The sequence below is a fragment of the Shimia aestuarii genome (assembly GCF_900114635.1).
GTDB lineage: Bacteria > Pseudomonadota > Alphaproteobacteria > Rhodobacterales > Rhodobacteraceae > Shimia > Shimia aestuarii.
In genome coordinates this window covers 55996-69323 of the sequence record NZ_FOTQ01000012.1, presented here as the reverse complement: position 1 = coordinate 69323, position 13328 = coordinate 55996, and the positions used below count along the sequence as shown (strand labels likewise).

Here is a 13328-nt window from a genome sequence, read left to right as displayed (position 1 = left end):
CATGCAAGAAACCAGAAGGAACCTATCTCATGTTCAGCATCGTAAATGCCCTGCTTGTCGTCTTTTGCCTGGCCGTCATCGCCAAGGTGATGCACGCACGGAACACCGGCGAAGACGCACAATCCTGATCCTTTTACCGGTGTCATTCCGCCGCCTCCTTCGAGGTGGCGGAGGCATCCGCCGCCTCCCGCCGCAGCTTGCGGATCAATTCCAGCTCGGATTGGAAATCCACGTAATGGGGCAGCTTGATGTGCTCGAGGAACCCCGTCGCCTGGATATTGTCGCAATGGTACAGCACGAATTCCTCGTCCTGCGCCGGAGCCCCCATGTCATCCTCGCCCAGCTCCTTCCAGCGCAGCGCCCTGTCGACCAGCGCCATGGAAATCGCCTTGCGCTCTGACTGCCCGAACACAAGCCCATAGCCGCGCGTGAACTGCGGCGGCTCGGTCTTGCTGCCCTGGAACTGGTTCACCGTCTCACACTCGGTCAGCTCGATCTCACCAATCTCGATGGCAAAGCCCAGTTCGGGGATTTCCATCTCCACCGGCACCCGGCCAATACGCAGTTCGCCGACAAAAGCGTGGTTGCGGGCATAGCCGCGCTGCGTGGAATAGGCCATCGACAACACGAACCCCTCGTCCCCCCGCGTCAACGCCTGCAACCGCAAGGGCCGGTCGGCGGGAAGCGCCAACGGCTCCCGCGTCAGGTCCGCTGGCGTATCGTCACTCTCTTTCTCGGTCTGGATCAGACCTTCCTTGTTCAGGAACCCGGTGATATGGGGCGTCGGCGCATCGCGCGGCGCGGCACCCGGCGCGTCGGGAATATCTCCCTCGGCGGCCAGTTTGAAATCCAGCAAACGGTGCGTGTAATCAAAGGTCGGGCCCAGCACTTGACCGCCGGGCGCATCCTTGAAGGTTGCGCTGATCCTGCGATCACAGGCCATGTCGCCCGTTTCCACCGGCACGGAATGCCCGAAACGGGGCAAGGTCGTGCGATAGGCCCGGATCAGGAAAATCGCCTCGATCAGGTCGCCCCGCGCCTGCTTGATCGCCAGCGCGGCAAGGTCGGGGTCATAGAGCGACCCTTCCGCCATCACCCGGTTCACCGCCAGCTTCAGCTGCTCACGAATCTGCGCGACGCTCAACTCGGCGACATCCGTATCGCCCCGCCGTTCCTCGGCCAACCACGCATGGGCATTGTCGATCGCGCGTTCACCGCCTTTCACCGCAACATACATCAGGCCGCCTCCACCTTGGTCGTGCGCGGCACCGCGCGGACGCGCCCGCCTTGCGTAAAAAAGAAATCGAGCCCCAGCGGAAACAGCGCCGCATTGCGTTGAAACGCATCCAGCTCCGGCAGGCGCGCCGCCGCCGTGCTCCGTATCCCCGGCCCCCGCAAAATGGCGTTCACCAACGGGGTTTCGCCCTCTTCGACAATCATCGTGGCCGAGCGATCCGGGTATTCCGGCGTTCCAATCGTAAACCGGTCCAGCGGCATCAGGTCGTCCCAGCCGCCCACAGCAAAAACCGAACGCTCCGGTCCGATGAGCGGCGCCCCGACATGGAAGGTGATCCAGTCGCGCACCGCCGCACAGTCATGGACCCCGGCAAGGAACACCGGCGTTTCCGGGTCACACAGCGTCAAAAGCAGCACCCCGGCAGCCACCGACAGCGGCGCGGGCGGCTTCGCCCCGGCAAGCGTCTCCACTGTTCCGGGCCGCGCCATCACGTTCATCGCCGCGCGAAACGCATGCGCTGCATCCACCGGCGCGTTCGTAAATCCACCCCTGAGAAGGTCCGCGTCCATCAATCCTCTCCCCGTACCATCGTGAAGAAATCCACCTTGGTCGCCGCGGCCTTGGCCGCGCGCGCCTCTTTGGCCGCGTCCATCTCTGCGGCCAACGGTTCCAGCATCCCGGCGCGCACCCGCGCCGCCATGTCGCCCTGCATCAGCGCATCCACCAGCGCCACGACCCGCGCCTTGTCCTTGTCACGCCCCTGCACATAGCCATGCCCCACCGCCCCACTCTCAAGCTGCAGCGAACAGCGCGTGATCGTCATTTCCCCAAGGTTGAACGGCGCGCCTGTCGCGCCCTGCCGCCCGCGCACCATGGCCGCCCCCACTTCCGGCGCCCGCAGCCAATGGAACTCCGGCACCATCTCCAGCGCCGCCCAAAGCCGCGCCACCGACGCGCCCGGCGCCTTGGCCATCAGGGACATCCAGTCCCGCCTCGTGAAATCTGCGCTCATCTAGACACCTTGCGAATTTGTCTACTTTTCTATACAACTAGACAAATCATTACCCATTCCCCCCGAGTCGGGCAATCCCTCTCCCGTGAAAGTTTCGTGACATGCCCACACCCGCACCGCGCACGCCGATCTGGAAATCCATCGCCGCCACCCTGACCGAAGACATCGCCGAAGGCCGCTATCCGCCCGGTGCCAAGCTGCCGACCGAGGCCGAACTCTCGTCGCGTTTCGGGGTCAATCGCCACACGGTCCGCCATGCGCTCAAGTCCATGGCGGAACAGGGGCTGGTGCATGCGCGACGCGGTGCCGGGGTCTTTGTGACCCACGCCGCCACCGATTATCCAATCGGCAAGCGGGTCCGGTTTCACCGCAACCTCGAACAGGCCGGGCGGCTTCCGGGCAAAGAGGTGCTCTATCTCGAAACCCGCGCCCCCGACCCGCGCGAGGCAGCCGCGTTGCAACTGGCGCCGGAGGCCCGGGTACATGTCTACGAAGGTCTGTCGCTGGCCGATGCCCATCCCGTCGCGCTTTTCCGCAGCGTCTTTCCCGCCAGCCGCTTCCCCGACATGCTCGATCACCTGAACCGCCTGCGCTCGGTTACGGCGGCCCTTCGGGAATATGGCGTTGCCGACTATACCCGCGCCTCCACCCGCCTCACCGCCCGCCGCGCCAGCGCCACACAGGCGCTGCACCTTCTCTTGAACGAAGGCGATCCGATCCTGCGGACCGTGGGCATCAACGTCGATCCCGACGGGCGTCCGGTGGAATACGGCACCACCTGGTTTGCCGGGGACCGCGTCACCCTGACATTGGCCGACGGCGACTGATCCCGTCGCGCCCGGAAATTCCGGCCGGACCGTCACCGCCACGACACAAAACCCGCGTATGTCTGCCCAAAAACCCGAGAATGAGCGGACCCATGCCCGAACCTCTTCTTTCCGTGCGCCTGACCGGCGGCACCGTCCTTGTCGACGGGGAAATGCAGGACCGAACCCTGACCGTGGACCGCGGCCAGATTGCCGATGGCCCCCTGCCCGAAGTCGATCTCTCGGGTTATCTCCTGCTCCCCGGCATCATCGACCTGCATGGCGACGCCTTTGAACGCCACATCGCCCCGCGCCCCTCGGCCCCCTTCCCGCTGGACATGGGGTTGCGCGCGACGGATCGCGACGCGGCCGCCAATGGCGTGACAACTGCGTGGCTGGCGCAAAGCTGGTCCTGGGAAGGCGGCCACCGCAGCCCCGAGTTCGCCCTGGGCCTTCTGTCCGCCATGGAGCGTTTCCGCGATCACGCCCTGACCGACCTGCGCATCCAGATCCGCTGTGAAACCCACACGGTCGAAACCGCAGACCGGCTGCTTGACGCGGTCGAACGGCACAAGGTCGACTATGTCGTCTTCAACAACCATCTCGACGAGGCCCTGCACCTCGCCCGGATCAGCCCGGACGAGATCGCCTACTGGGCCCGCAAATCGGGCCGCACCCCCGAGGAACACATGGCGCTTGTGCATCAGGCATGGGAACAGACCCCGCGCGTGCCGCGCTATCTCTGCACCCTCGCCAAACGGTTCGACGCGCTTGGCGTGCGCTATGGCAGCCATGACGACCCCGACGGCGACACCCGAGAGCGGTTTTCGATCATCGGCGCACGCATCTGCGAATTTCCCACCGCCCGCCCGGCGGCCGCGCTGGCCCGCGCCGTGGGCGACTTGGTCATCATGGGCGCGCCCAACGTGGTACGGGGCGGCAGCCAGGCAGGCAATATCTCGGCGCAGACCCTGATCCACGACGGGCTATGCGATGCGCTGGTCTCGGATTACCACTATCCGTCCCTGTCCCGCGCTGCCTTTCGGCTCGTGGAAACTGGCACCCACACCCTTCCGCAGGCATGGGATCTGATCTCGCGCCACCCTGCACGGATCATGGGACTGAGCGACCGAGGCGCACTCGACATGGGCCAACGCGCCGACATTGCCATCGTCAACGCCCGCACTCACGCGGTCGAAGGCACGATCTGCGCCGGGCGCATTTCCCACCTGACCGGCGAAGCGGCACACCGCTTCTTCTCGGGGCGCGCACCCGACCGGCTCGCCGCCGAATAACTGCGCTTCAACCGCCGTATTTCTCGAGAAACGCTCCCGCGCTCAACGCCCGGAAATCGTCCAGCGAAGCGCGCAGGCGCTCATGCGACCAATCCCACCACGCCAGCGCCATCAGCCGGTCCGCCACCGCCTCGGGCTGACGCGCCCGCAACGGTTTCGCCGGCACCCCTGCCACGATCATGTAGGGGGGCACGTCCCGTGTCACCACCGCCCCGGCAGCAACCACCGCACCATGCCCCACCGTCACCTCGGGCTTGATCTGCGCATTGTGCCCGATCCACGTGTCATGCCCGACATAGGCCCGGCGCGACCTGCGATACTCGAAAAACGCATCGTCATGCGCGGCATCCGGCCAGTAATCGGCAGAGCGATACATGAAATGATGCAGGCTCGCCCGGTCCAGCGGATGATCCGTCGCCCCGATCCGCACCCGGCTGGCGATATTGGCAAACTTGCCAATCTCCGCATTCGAGATATCGCAATCCCGGTCACAATAGGAGTAATCGCCAAGGCTGGAAGACTGAATGCGGGCGCCCGAGTTCACCCAAGTATAGGCGCCAAACTCGCTTTCCACGATCTGGCAGCCCTCGGCAATCACCGGCCCCTCGGCCTTCAGCGGGTTGTGCATCAACGTCCCCCTTCATCCCCCTGGATCAGTTTGCGCCGCAACCAGCCCGAGAACCAGTCCATTGCCATCACCATGAGGATAATCAGAACGATGTAATAGGCCACCTCTTCCCAATCCTTCTGGGTGATCATTGCCTGCGTCAGCAAGAGCCCGATCCCGCCCCCGGTGATCGCGCCGATAATGGTCGCGCTGCGGGTGTTGGATTCAAGGTAGTAGAGAATCTGAGACAACAACACCGGCGTCACCTGCGGGATCACCCCAAAGCGATACCGCTGCACCGGGTTGGCCCCGGTCGACTGGATGCCCTCGATCTGCTTCTGGTCGGCGTTTTCCAAGGCTTCCGAGAACATCTTGCCGAAAGATCCGGTATCCGTGATCAGGATCGCCAGCGCCCCGGTCAGCGGCCCCGGCCCAAAGGCCCGCGCGAGCACGATCGTCCAGATCAGCGCATCCACGCCGCGGAAGAAATCAAAGAACCGCCGCATCACCTGCCGCACCGCCATCAGCGGCGAGAAATTCTTGGCCGCGAGAAAGGCCAGCGGCAGGGCGACAATCGCCGCGCCCATCGTGCCAAGGAACGCCATCAGAATCGTTTCAAAAAGCGCCCAGGCCACGTCGGAATGACGCCACATCTTGTTGGTCCAGAAATCGAGCCAGATGTCCGCCGCCTCGCCGCCCAACGCCCGCGCCATCACCTCGCCAAAGCCCAACCCGTGATAGGGACTGTCCAGCGTGAAAAAGAACAACTCCCAGCCCGCGAAATAGCGGAACACTTCCGTCCGGTTGCGCGTCACCGTCAGCCGCCCGGCCTCGGTTGTGACCGTCATCCGGTTCCGCGACACGTTGATCCATTCCGGCACATCCCCTTCGGGCAGGGTCGCATCCACCCCCTTGGCGCGGCTCGGCTGGGCGGTGATTTCACCATAACCCGGCACGATGTAGCTCATGAAATTCTCGGCCCCGAAGGTCACGACATGCCCTTCACCAAGGTCAATCAGCGTCTCGTTCCCCAGCGCCACCCAATCGGGCGCGGTGCCTGCCTCGTAGGTGCCCTTGCGCTCGCCCTCGATCGCCACACTCACCTCGCCCGACCGGTTATCGCGCGTCACGTGGGTCTTGTAGCTGTAGCTGTCCGCCACCAGCGCCCGCGCATTGTCCACTTCGAACCGCTGCGCCAGCCCCGGAATGTCAAAGGCAAAGAAAATATAGGTCAAATAGGCCAGCACCAGCGCGGGCAACCCGAAACTCACCAGCCGCTTGCGCCGGAAAAGCGCATCCGCCTGCATCTTGACCGGGATCATATCAACATCCAGCGCGCTCATGCCGCCACCTTCCTGTCTGTCTTGCCATGGGTCAGGCGGTCACGGAAATGGCTCGACACCTGATCCACCACGATGATCGTCGCGAACAACAGCAGGAAAATCGCCGCCGCCTCGTCATACTGCCCCTTGCCCCAACTCATCGCGTTCTTGAGCTCGTAGCCAATGCCGCCCGCCCCCACGAAGCCAAGGATGGCCGAGGCGCGAATGTTGATCTCGAACCGCAGGAGCGCATAACTCAGGTAGTTCGGGCTGACCTGCGGAATGACACCCAAAATCATCCGCTGCGACCAGTTCGCGCCAACCGACTGCAACCCCTCAACGGGTTTCAGAGACGCGTTCTCGTTCACCTCGGAAAACAGCTTTCCCAGCGCCCCCGCCGTGTGAAACGCAATCGCGATCATCGCCGGAACCGGGCCGCCGCCCATCACGAAGATCAGCACCAGCGCGATCACGATCTCAGGCACCGCCCGCATGATATCCATGATCCGCCGAAACACCGGGATCATGCGCGGCCAGCGCGCCATGCCCCGCGTCGACAACAGCGACAGCACCATCGCCGCCAGCGCCCCGATCAGGGTCGATGCCCCCGCGATATTGATCGTCTCGACCAGCGACGGGAAAAACTTCACGAAATGCGCGGGCAGCGTGTCGACCTTCTCGACCGCTTCGCCCAGAACCTCCTTGGGAAAGTCGAACAACCGGTGCAACCCGCTCCAGAAACCACCCGCATTGCGGTCATCCGCAATCATGAACCCCGACACCATCAGGGCCACGAATATCGCCAGGATAATGCCGTCCATCATCCGCTTGCGCCGCGTCAGCGCCATGTAATCCGCGCGCAACGCGCCGACACCGCCTGTCAGGTCCGCCATCCTGGCCCCTTTCCGTCAAAACACAGGCCCCGCGAAACCGCGGAGCCTGCCATCATCCGTGCGAAATAATCAGTTGGACTTGAGCTTGCGCGCTTCCACGATCACCTCATAGGCTTCGTGGGTAATCGGCATGAAGCCTTTCGCATCGCCCTGCAGAACGCCATAGGCGCATTCCTCGTCCATCGACTTGAGCGACGCCATCAGGCCGGTCATCTTCAGCTTCACGTCTTCGGGCAGCGACTTGCGCAGCACCACCGGGCCTTCCGGGATCGGCTTGGATTTCCAGATCTGTACCAGCTCGTTCATGTCCACGAGACCCGCGTCAACCGCCTTGCGCAGCGCGCCCGAGTTGAACCCGTCTTCCCACTCGCCAAGCCCATCGGCCCAGGTCACACCACCGTCGATATCGCCATTATAGACGGCCACGATGGTCTGCTCATGACCACCGGTGAACTTCACTTCGCCGAAATAGTCACCCGAGGTCATGGTTGCGCCGGTCGCCTGCGGGATTTCGATCGACGGGATCAAAAAGCCCGAGGTCGAGTTCGGATCGCCGAAACCGAACACCTTGCCCTTCATCGCTTCAAGGCTGTCGATGCCGCTGTCCTTGCGGGCAAATCCGATCGAGTAATAGCCATAGCCACCGTCGTTGTTCACCTTGACGAGGATCGGCTCAACCGCTTCGGGATCGCTCAGAAAGGTCTTGGCATAGCCCGACGCGCCCAGCCACGCCATGTCGATGGTGCCGCCCAGCAGTCCCTGAATCACGCCATTGTAGTCGGCCGGGGCAAACAGCTTGGTTTCCACGCCCAGCAGGTCTGCGGTCTTGGCACGCAGGCATTCGTTCGAATTCAGACGATCCTGGGCGTTTTCACCACCAAGGATACCGATGCGGAATTCCTTGATGTCTTCTGCCATGGCCGGCGCGGTCAGGGCGGTGGTTGCCAGAACGGCAGCGATCAGCTTTTTCATCTTGTCTCTCCAGTTGTGTAAAGCCCCGCCGTCACTGAACAGGGCAGATGAAAGTCGGAAATGTCAGGCCGGGACCCGGTTCAGCGTCTGGATCTCGGTCGAGGTGTAGGCTTCGTTGAAACTGTCATCGGCGCCGTAGATGTCGCGCGCCACGCCGGTGGTCAGCTGCTCGGGGGTGCCATCGAACACGATCCGCCCGTCGCGCATCCCGATCACCCGGTCGCAATAGCGGCGCGCCGTGTCCAGCGTGTGCAGGTTGGCAATCACCATGCGCCCGTCTTCCTCGTGAATGCGGCGCAGGCTCTGCATCACCACCTGGGCGTTCATCGGGTCAAGCGAGGCAATCGGTTCATCCGCCAGGATGATCTTGGGGTCCTGCATCAACGCGCGCGCAATCGCCACGCGCTGCTGTTGTCCCCCCGAAAGCGCCTCGGCGCGTTTCGGCCCGTGTTCGGCAATGCCGAGCCGGTCAAGAATGTCGATAGCCCGGTGAATATCCGCCGTTGGAAACAGGTTGAACATCGTGGTCAGGGTCGAGCGCCTGTTGAGCGTGCCATGCAGCACGTTGCTCACCACATCCATGCGCGGCACAAGGTTGAACTGCTGGAAGATCATCGCGCATTCACTCTGCCACGCGCGCTTGTCGTGTCCCGTCAGGCCGGTAATGTCGCGCCCCTCAAAGATCATCTGCCCGCTGGTCGCATCGCTCAGCCGGTTCAGCATCCTGAGAAGCGTGGACTTGCCCGCACCGGACCGCCCGATGATCCCGATCATCGCCGGACGGTCGATCTGGATGTCGGCCTTGTCCACCGCGACATTCGGCCCAAAGGCCTTGGTGAGCTTCTTGATTGTAAGCACGGTCATCCCCTCGTCATTCGAGGGGCTGCTTAGAGGGCGCGTTCAAAGGAAAATTGACAGGCCGGTGAAGCTTTCGTGACGGCGCCTGTGGATAAGTGGCCTGTTTCGCAGACCGCCTGCGTTCTGTTTCCGGCAGCAGACCCTGCCCGGTAGGGGAAATTTCCAGACCCGTTCAAAACCCGCCCGAAAGGTGCGATTTCTCTCTTGACCCGGCCCGCCGACTCCCCTAAATCGCACTCCACTTACGGCGGTGTAGCTCAGTTGGTTAGAGCAGCGGAATCATAATCCGCGTGTCCGGGGTTCAAGTCCCTGCACCGCCACCAAGAATTCCAGAAGCCCGGATGCCGACGCATCCGGGTTTCGTCTTTTCCGGCCCTAGTCCGCGATGTCCAATTCCGCTTCGATCTCGATCGCGAAATTCATCGGCAATCCCGCCGTCCCGATGGCAGACCGCGCATGGCGCCCCACATCCGGGCCGAACACCTCAAGGATCAGATCGCTGAACCCGTTGATGACAAGGTGCTGCTCACAAAACCCCGGTGCGGAATTGACCATCCCGAAGACCCGTGTCCAGCCCGTGATCCGCGATAAATCCCCGATCTCGGCCTTCACATTCGCCAGCACCGCAAGCGCGATCTCGCGCGCCGCGTCATAGCCTTGCTGCGTCGTCAGCTCCGCGCCGAGCTGTCCGAACGGCCCGCCAATACTGCCATCGGCATTCGATTTCGGATGCCCCGAGATCAGCACCCGGTTGCCGCGCACATTCACAAGGCTGAACGGCAGATGCAGACCCTCGGGCAGACGGGTCGCCGCGGGCAAAGCCAGGCCCAGCGCCTGCAAGCGTTTCTCGATGTCAGACATGGGCAATCTCCTCGCATTCAAGGCAAGACTGCCCGCGCCGGATCAACGGATCAACCCCGCAGTGCCGCCAGATGCGCATCACATTCTGCGCGCACCTTCTTGGCCGCCGCTTCGCGCACCGGCCCATAGCCCCGGATCTCCTGCGGCGCCTTCACAAGGGACGCCACGGCCTCTTCCTGTGCCGCGTCATAACCGGCGGCCACCTGCGCAAGCACGCCCTCGAACCAAGCGAGCAATTCCCGGTCGAGCTTGCGATCGGCGCTGAAGCGGAACGGGTCGAACGCACCGCCGCGCAGTCCACGCATCTTGGCCAGCCGCTTCAGCACAGGGCGCATCCACGGGCCCATCCGCATCTTCTTTGGCCGCCCGCGCCCATCCTTGCCCAAGGGCAGGATCGGCGGCGCCATGTGGTAATGCACCTTGAAGTCACCCTCGAATTCGCGCCGCAACACGTCGTCAAACCCGGTCTCCACATGCAGCCGCGCAACCTCGTATTCGTCCTTGTAAGCCATCAGGCGGAACAGCGATTTTGCCGCCTCGATTGCCTGCGCCTCTGGCAACACGCCACGCACCGCTTCGATCTGGCGACGGAACCGCTCGCCATAAGCCGCATCCTGATACTCGCTCAGGAACGCCACCCGCCGGGCAATCACCTCATCAAGCTCCTGCGGCTTTGGGCTCTCCTCGACGGCAAAAGCCGAAGCATCATGCGCCAGCACCCGCCCCAGATCAAAGGCCCGCGCATTCTTTTCCACGGCCACGCCATTCAGAAGGATCGCCTGTTTCAACGCGCCCTCACTGACCGGCACCAGCCCCTTCTGCCACGCAAAGCCCAGCATCATGACATTGGCAAAAACCGAATCCCCCATCAACCGTTCCGCCAGCGCATTGGCATCCAGTGCCGACAGGTTTTCGGCGCCAACCGCATCTCGAATGACCCGCTCACGCAGCCCGATCTTCAAATCCGCGTCCCGGTTCAGCACCAGGTCCCCGGTCGGCATCGCCGCCGTATTGAGCACCACCCGCGACCCTTTCCGGTAATGCACGCTCGCCTTGGGCGCCGAGGACACAACCACGTCACAGCCAATCACCGCATCCGCCGCGCCCGCCTCGGTGCGCACCTGATAGAGCGCGTTCGGGCTGGCCCCCAGCCGGATATAGCTCAGCACCGTGCCGAACTTCTGCGCAAAGCCGGTAAAGTCGAGCACACTTGCCCCCGACCCTTCCAGATGCGCCGCCATGGTGATCAGCGCGCCCACGGTCACAACGCCGGTGCCGCCCACACCTGTGACCAACAAGTCAAATGGTTCCGCGAGTGATGGCACCGCAGGTGAGGGCAACCCGGCCATCAACCCGGCCAGGTCTATGTCCGCGCCGTCCCGTTTGCGCCGCTTTGCCCCGGTCACGGTCACAAAGCTGGGACAGAACCCGTTCACACAAGAGAAGTCCTTGTTACAGGTGGAGAGGTTGATTTTCCGTTTACGGCCAAACTCGGTCTCAACAGGCTCCACACTCAGACAGTTGCTCTCAACCGAGCAATCGCCACAGCCTTCACAGACCAGTTCGTTGATAAAGGCAAAGGTATCGGGGTCTTCCATCGTCCCCCGCTTGCGCCGCCGCCGCTTTTCCGTGGCACAGGTCTGCTCATAGATCAAAAGCGTCACGCCCTTGATCTCACGCAGCTCCCGCTGCACCGCGTCCAAGGCGCTGCGATCGCGGAACGTGGTGCCGGGTGGGAAATCGCCGTGGCTGAACTTGCCGATATTGTCGCTCACCAGCGCAATCCGCGTCACCCCTTCGGCGCGCGCGTTCCATGCAATGCCCTGCACCGAAACCGGGCCGTCCACGGGCTGCCCGCCGGTCATCGCCACCGCGTCATTGAACAGCACCTTGTAGGTGATATTCGCCCCCACCGCGACGGCCTGCCGGATCGCCAAGGACCCCGAATGATACCACGTCCCTTCGCCCAAATTCTGGAACACATGCCGCCCGCCGTTGAACTTCTGCGCCACGGCCACGGGCACGCCCTCGCCCCCCATCTGGGCATAGCCGCCGGTATTGCGCCCCATCCAGCTTGCCATCACGTGACAGCCGATCCCGCTCATCGCGCGGCTGCCTTCGGGCACCTTGGTCGACGTATTATGCGGACAGCCGGAACAGAAATAGGGCGTCCGCGTCGCCCCCGGCACGTTCAGCACGGGCGGCTTTTCCGCCACCAGCGCCCGCGCCTTTTCTTCCAGACCTTCTTCTGGGAAGAACCGCGACAACCGCTCGGCAACCACCGGCACCAGCATCAGCGGGCTCAACTCGCCCGTCCACGGCAACAACGGATCGCCCACCGCACGATGTTTGCCCACCATGCGCTCGGGTTTCGCGCCGGGCCAGTCATAGAAATACTCCTTGAACTGGCTCTCGATGATGCCGCGCTTTTCCTCGACCACCAGCACCTCGCGCTTGCCGGTCACAAAGGCCAGCGCATCGCGCCGCGCCAGCGGCCAGACCATACCCACCTTGTAGATGTCGATCCCCAGCCGCCGACAGGCGGCCTCATCAAGCCCAAGAAGGCGCAGCGCCTCCATCAGGTCCAGATGGCCCTTACCGGTGGTCACAAACCCATAGGTCGCGTCCTCGATATCATAGATGCGCCGGTCAATCGGGTTCGCCTCGACAAAGGCTTCCACCGCCTCAAGCTTGTGCCCGATCCGGGTTTCAATCTCCGGGCTGGGCAGGTCGCTGGGGCGCACGTGCAAGCCCCCCGGCGGCATGTCGAACGCGGGCGTCACGAACTGCCGGTCGGGTTGCAATTCCACCGACCGCCCCGACTCCACCGTTTCCGAGATCGCCTTGAACCCGACCCATGTCCCCGAGAACCGCGACAGCGCAAAGCCGTATTCCCCAAAGGCGAGGTATTCCTCGACGCTCGCCGGGTTCAGCGTCGGCATGAACCACGACATGAACGCTACGTCCGACTGATGCGGCATCGACGAGCTTACACACCCATGGTCATCCCCAGCCACGACCAGAACGCCGCCCTTGGGCGACGACCCATAGGCGTTCCCGTGTTTGAGCGCATCGCCCGACCGGTCGACCCCCGGCCCCTTGCCGTACCACATCGAAAACAGGCCATCATATTCACAATCCGGGTCCAGCACTGCCTGCTGCGCCCCCAAAACAGCCGTCGCACCGAGATCCTCGTTCACCGCCGGCATGAAAGTAATCCGCTCCGCTTCCGCCCGCTTTTTCTCACGCCAGAACTCAAGATCCAGCCCTCCCAGCGGCGAACCGCGATAGCCCGAGACGAACCCGCCCGTATTGAGCCCCGCCGCCCGGTCCCGCCGCGCCTGGTCAAACATCACCCGCACAAGCGCCTGTGTTCCGGTCAAAAAGACCCGGCCCGTTTCGCGGTCATATCGATCCGACAGGGCATAGCTTTGAAAATCATGGGCAGATTTGGTCATGGCGCGT

At 63.4% G+C, this 13328-nt stretch carries 12 protein-coding genes and 1 tRNA gene; 3 read left to right on the top strand and 10 right to left on the bottom strand.

Annotation, left to right across the window (positions count from 1 at the left end):
* Window positions 1-142: 142 nt before the first annotated feature.
* From BMZ35_RS19045 to phnG, 3 genes are read right to left on the bottom strand one after another with little or no spacing between them, the layout of a single operon-like run.
* Window positions 143-1237, bottom strand: a complete 1095-nt coding sequence (locus BMZ35_RS19045; protein WP_093096586.1) for a carbon-phosphorus lyase complex subunit — start codon at window positions 1235-1237, stop codon at window positions 143-145.
* The gene (gene phnH, locus BMZ35_RS19040) at window positions 1237-1806 is read right to left on the bottom strand and encodes a phosphonate C-P lyase system protein PhnH (protein ID WP_093096583.1); all 570 of its coding nucleotides are present in this window, start codon (window positions 1804-1806) and stop codon (window positions 1237-1239) included. Before phnH ends, BMZ35_RS19045 begins: the two co-directional genes overlap by 1 nt.
* A complete protein-coding gene (gene phnG, locus BMZ35_RS19035; protein WP_093096580.1) occupies window positions 1806-2249 on the bottom strand; it encodes a phosphonate C-P lyase system protein PhnG in 444 nt (147 codons plus the stop codon). The genes phnH and phnG overlap by 1 nt, the downstream gene beginning before the upstream one ends.
* Window positions 2250-2350: 101 nt before the next feature.
* Between phnG and phnF the strand changes: the two genes are divergently transcribed.
* The gene (gene phnF, locus BMZ35_RS19030; RefSeq protein ID WP_093096577.1) at window positions 2351-3076 is read left to right on the top strand and encodes a phosphonate metabolism transcriptional regulator PhnF; all 726 of its coding nucleotides are present in this window, start codon (window positions 2351-2353) and stop codon (window positions 3074-3076) included.
* A 92-nt stretch (window positions 3077-3168) separates the two neighbouring features.
* Window positions 3169-4350, top strand: coding sequence for an alpha-D-ribose 1-methylphosphonate 5-triphosphate diphosphatase (locus BMZ35_RS19025; RefSeq protein ID WP_093096655.1), 1182 nt, complete (start codon window positions 3169-3171; stop codon window positions 4348-4350).
* Window positions 4351-4357: 7 nt separating this feature from the next.
* Here BMZ35_RS19025 and BMZ35_RS19020 read toward each other — a convergent pair whose 3' ends face one another.
* From BMZ35_RS19020 to phnC, 5 genes are all read right to left on the bottom strand, one after another.
* Window positions 4358-4978, bottom strand: coding sequence for an LbetaH domain-containing protein (locus BMZ35_RS19020; protein WP_093096573.1), 621 nt, complete (start codon window positions 4976-4978; stop codon window positions 4358-4360).
* A complete protein-coding gene (gene phnE / locus BMZ35_RS19015) occupies window positions 4978-6300 on the bottom strand; it encodes a phosphonate ABC transporter, permease protein PhnE (RefSeq protein WP_093096570.1) in 1323 nt (440 codons plus the stop codon). Before phnE (BMZ35_RS19015) ends, BMZ35_RS19020 begins: the two co-directional genes overlap by 1 nt.
* Window positions 6297-7172 carry a phosphonate ABC transporter, permease protein PhnE gene (gene phnE, locus BMZ35_RS19010; protein WP_093096567.1) on the bottom strand — a complete coding sequence of 292 codons (876 nt, stop codon included), beginning with the start codon at window positions 7170-7172 and terminating at the stop codon, window positions 6297-6299. Before phnE (BMZ35_RS19010) ends, phnE (BMZ35_RS19015) begins: the two co-directional genes overlap by 4 nt.
* A 69-nt stretch (window positions 7173-7241) precedes the next feature.
* On the bottom strand, window positions 7242-8144 hold the full coding sequence (gene phnD / locus BMZ35_RS19005; RefSeq protein WP_093096565.1) for a phosphonate ABC transporter substrate-binding protein: 903 nt from the start codon (window positions 8142-8144) through the stop codon (window positions 7242-7244).
* 63 nt (window positions 8145-8207) lie between these two features.
* Window positions 8208-9002 (bottom strand): phosphonate ABC transporter ATP-binding protein, encoded by a 795-nt coding sequence (phnC, locus tag BMZ35_RS19000; RefSeq protein WP_093096653.1) that lies wholly within the window; start codon window positions 9000-9002, stop codon window positions 8208-8210.
* 246 nt (window positions 9003-9248) lie between these two features.
* Here phnC and BMZ35_RS18995 point away from each other — a divergent pair.
* Window positions 9249-9325: transfer RNA gene (locus BMZ35_RS18995), tRNA-Met, on the top strand.
* Window positions 9326-9377: 52 nt separating this feature from the next.
* Here BMZ35_RS18995 and BMZ35_RS18990 read toward each other — a convergent pair.
* Entirely contained in the window at window positions 9378-9863 is a 486-nt protein-coding gene (locus tag BMZ35_RS18990) for a RidA family protein (RefSeq protein WP_093096562.1), read from the bottom strand.
* Between the two features lie 50 nt (window positions 9864-9913).
* Window positions 9914-13321: an indolepyruvate ferredoxin oxidoreductase family protein gene (locus BMZ35_RS18985; RefSeq protein ID WP_093096557.1), complete on the bottom strand. Its 3408-nt coding sequence runs from the start codon at window positions 13319-13321 to the stop codon at window positions 9914-9916.
* Between the last annotated feature and the right edge of the window lie 7 nt (window positions 13322-13328).

Bases quoted from the DNA above. Each gene is read 5' to 3' on its own strand.
- phnG (WP_093096580.1), bottom strand. From the start codon at position 2,249: ATGAGCGCAGATTTCACGAGGCGGGACTGGATGTCCCTGATGGCCAAG.
- BMZ35_RS19025 (WP_093096655.1), top strand. From the start codon at position 3,169: ATGCCCGAACCTCTTCTTTCCGTGCGCCTGACCGGCGGCACCGTCCTT.
- phnF (WP_093096577.1), top strand. From the start codon at position 2,351: ATGCCCACACCCGCACCGCGCACGCCGATCTGGAAATCCATCGCCGCC.
- phnE (WP_093096570.1), bottom strand. From the start codon at position 6,300: ATGAGCGCGCTGGATGTTGATATGATCCCGGTCAAGATGCAGGCGGAT.
- phnD (WP_093096565.1), bottom strand. From the start codon at position 8,144: ATGAAAAAGCTGATCGCTGCCGTTCTGGCAACCACCGCCCTGACCGCG.
- BMZ35_RS19020 (WP_093096573.1), bottom strand. From the start codon at position 4,978: ATGCACAACCCGCTGAAGGCCGAGGGGCCGGTGATTGCCGAGGGCTGC.
- phnH (WP_093096583.1), bottom strand. From the start codon at position 1,806: ATGGACGCGGACCTTCTCAGGGGTGGATTTACGAACGCGCCGGTGGAT.
- BMZ35_RS18985 (WP_093096557.1), bottom strand. From the start codon at position 13,321: ATGACCAAATCTGCCCATGATTTTCAAAGCTATGCCCTGTCGGATCGA.
- BMZ35_RS18990 (WP_093096562.1), bottom strand. From the start codon at position 9,863: ATGTCTGACATCGAGAAACGCTTGCAGGCGCTGGGCCTGGCTTTGCCC.
- BMZ35_RS19045 (WP_093096586.1), bottom strand. From the start codon at position 1,237: ATGTATGTTGCGGTGAAAGGCGGTGAACGCGCGATCGACAATGCCCAT.
- phnE (WP_093096567.1), bottom strand. From the start codon at position 7,172: ATGGCGGACCTGACAGGCGGTGTCGGCGCGTTGCGCGCGGATTACATG.